The sequence below is a fragment of the Dyadobacter flavalbus genome, from assembly GCF_006149045.1.
Classification (GTDB): domain Bacteria; phylum Bacteroidota; class Bacteroidia; order Cytophagales; family Spirosomataceae; genus Dyadobacter; species Dyadobacter flavalbus.
Map to the genome: position 1 here is coordinate 1 of NZ_VBSN01000070.1, position 2,629 is coordinate 2,629.

The window sequence follows — 2,629 nt, forward strand, 5'->3', positions numbered from 1 at the left end:
TGGATACTACGGTTCGATTTGTGCCAGTTATTTCGGTCGGATGATGCCAGTCATTACGGTTCAAAACGTGCCAGTTTATTCTGTTGTTGATTACTTGGTTTACGGTTCGAATGATGCCAGTGTTTTTGGGCAGCTACGGATTTAGATAAGCAACGGATTACGGTTCGATTTGTGCCACTTTAGAAGATCAAGAATTTACCTTGTTGCTATAAATTACAACGTAGCGACATGGCCAACATACTTGATCCGATGGACTTAAAACAGATAATTACGTTACATCTTGACGGGACCAGCAACCGTAGGATAGGCTCGATTCTGGGGATCTCCCGGAATACGGTGAACACTTACATGCAATTGTTTACGGCAAGCGAATACTCGCTTGAAGAGCTTCTGAATTTTGATTCTGCCAAATTATCGGAGCTGTTTTCCTATCATACTACTGTTGATACAGCACGCCATAATGAGCTGATGCTTTATTTTGAGAGGATCAATAAGGCGCGTCACCACCCTGGTTTTACCTTTTTATTTCATTATCAGCAATATTTTGGGCAGGCGCAGGATGCTTACAGCTACACCCAGTTTCTGGAACACTACCGGCGTAAATATCCCAAGGAAAAGGGATCGATGAAACTAGAACATCTGGCGGGAGAGGAAATGTTTATTGATTTCGCTGGCAAGAAGCTGCATATAGTCGATAAACAGACCGGAGAACTTATTGAAGTTGAAGTATTCGTAGCCATTCTTCCGTGCAGTCAATACACATATGTAAGGGCCTGCATGAGTCAAACACGCGGCGATCTGATTTCCAGCTGCGTTCATGCACTGCAATTTTATGGCGGAGTTCCAAAGGCTATTGTCTCAGACAATCTTAAATCAGCTGTCAATAGAGCGAGTAAGTATGAGGCTGATATTAACCGGAGCTTCAAGGACCTAGCCTGCCATTACAATTGCGCGATCAATCCCACAAGAGGGTACTCCCCTCAGGATAAGGCCTTGGTTGAGAATGCTGTGCATCTTGCTTATCAACGCATTTATTATCCACTCAGAGAGACAACCTTCTTCTCACTGGAAGACCTTAACAATGAGATCGGTAAACTTTTGGAGCGGTATAACGAACTGATATTTAAACGCAAAGAGTCCAGCCGAATCGAGCTCTTCCAGACTGTAGAGCGTCAGTATCTAAAAGCGCTTCCGGATACGCCCTATGAGCTGAAAGATTTTAGAAGGGCAAAAGTACAGAAGATGGGATATGTATACTTCTCTCCAGATAAAAGCTATTACAGCGTTCCGTACCGTTTTATCGGGAAAGAAACCCAGATTCATTACACGCAAAGCAGGATCGAAGTCTTTCATAATCACCAAAGAATAGCCATGCACCAGCGCAATCTGGCCAAGGGTGCATATATCACCAATACGGATCACTTGAGCAGTACGCATAAGTTTTACTCAGATTGGAATCCGGAGTTCTTTAGACAAAAAGCGGCCCCACACGGTCAGCACGTGCTAGCGTGCGTAGAAAAGATACTTGTAGCCCAGGATTACCCGGAGATAGGCTACAAACGGGCCCTGGGCGTTATTCAACTCTACCGCTCATACGGCTCTCAAAGACTCGACCAGGCCTGCAAAAGGGCACTGGATACAGATGCGTGCTCATATATACGCATCAAAAACATACTCAAAAATAATATGGACAAAGTGCCCTTATATGAGGTGGACCTGCAAAACGCAAATGACCATATACCCTTCCATAGTAACATACGGGGTGCATCCGCATATGAATAATCACAATCAAAAAACTAAGGCAATGAATAATCAGACAATTGAAAAATTAAGGAACATGCGCCTGGGGGCCATGGCGCAATTACATCTTACTTACGTCGAGCAAAACAGGCTTACGTCAATGACATGTGATGAATATCTGGCCCTGCTGACCGATCACCAATGGGAGCAGCGGGAAAATAGCAAGGTGGAAAGGCTACTCAGACAAGCTAGCTTCAGGCAACTTGCCAGTATGGCTGACATCAACTATTCGGCAGACCGAAACCTGGACAAAAATATGTTTGCCCGTCTGGGCACACTTGACTTCGCAGCCAGAAAAGAGAACGTCATTATCTGCGGGGCTTCTGGTACAGGAAAAAGTTACCTCTCTCAGGCGCTGGGCCACCAGGCATGTCTGTCAGGAATAAAAACGCTTTATACTGTGACTGCAAGGCTTTTTAAAAAGTTAAAACTCAGCAAGGTTGACGGTACTTACCTTAAAGAACTGGAAAAACTGACCAGCGTTCAGCTATTGATTCTTGACGACTTCGGACTGCAGGCGTTTGACAATCAGGACAGGGAAACCATGATGGATATAATCGATGACCGGCATGGCAAAAGATCCACTATTATATCCTCCCAGATACCCGTATCTGCATGGTATGAGATCATTGGGGGCCAGGGTACAATTGCAGATGCGATACTCGACAGGATCGTCAACTCATCACATAGAATTGATCTGAAAGGGGACTCGCTTCGAAAAGGCATACTCAAACAGGAATAACAACGACTTTTTTTATATCATTGTATGATCTTTTAAAGTGGCACGGTTTGACCGAAATCACTGGCATGGTCCCTCCGAAATATCCAA

At 44.5% G+C, this 2,629-nt stretch carries 2 protein-coding genes; both read left to right on the forward strand.

The features are described 5' to 3' along the window. Nucleotides 1-228 precede the first annotated feature (228 nt). Nucleotides 229-1,782 (forward strand): IS21 family transposase, encoded by a 1,554-nt coding sequence (gene istA / locus FEM33_RS23120; protein WP_139014350.1) that lies wholly within the window; start codon nt 229-231, stop codon nt 1,780-1,782. Nucleotides 1,783-1,804: 22 nt separating this feature from the next. Then, a complete protein-coding gene (gene istB, locus FEM33_RS23125) occupies nt 1,805-2,542 on the forward strand; it encodes an IS21-like element helper ATPase IstB (RefSeq protein ID WP_139014351.1) in 738 nt (245 codons plus the stop codon). Nucleotides 2,543-2,629: the final 87 nt, after the last annotated feature.

Excerpts from the sequence above, each read along its gene's own strand:
- istA (WP_139014350.1), top strand. The coding sequence starts at position 229 with ATGGCCAACATACTTGATCCGATGGACTTAAAACAGATAATTACGTTA.
- istB (WP_139014351.1), top strand. The coding sequence starts at position 1,805 with ATGAATAATCAGACAATTGAAAAATTAAGGAACATGCGCCTGGGGGCC.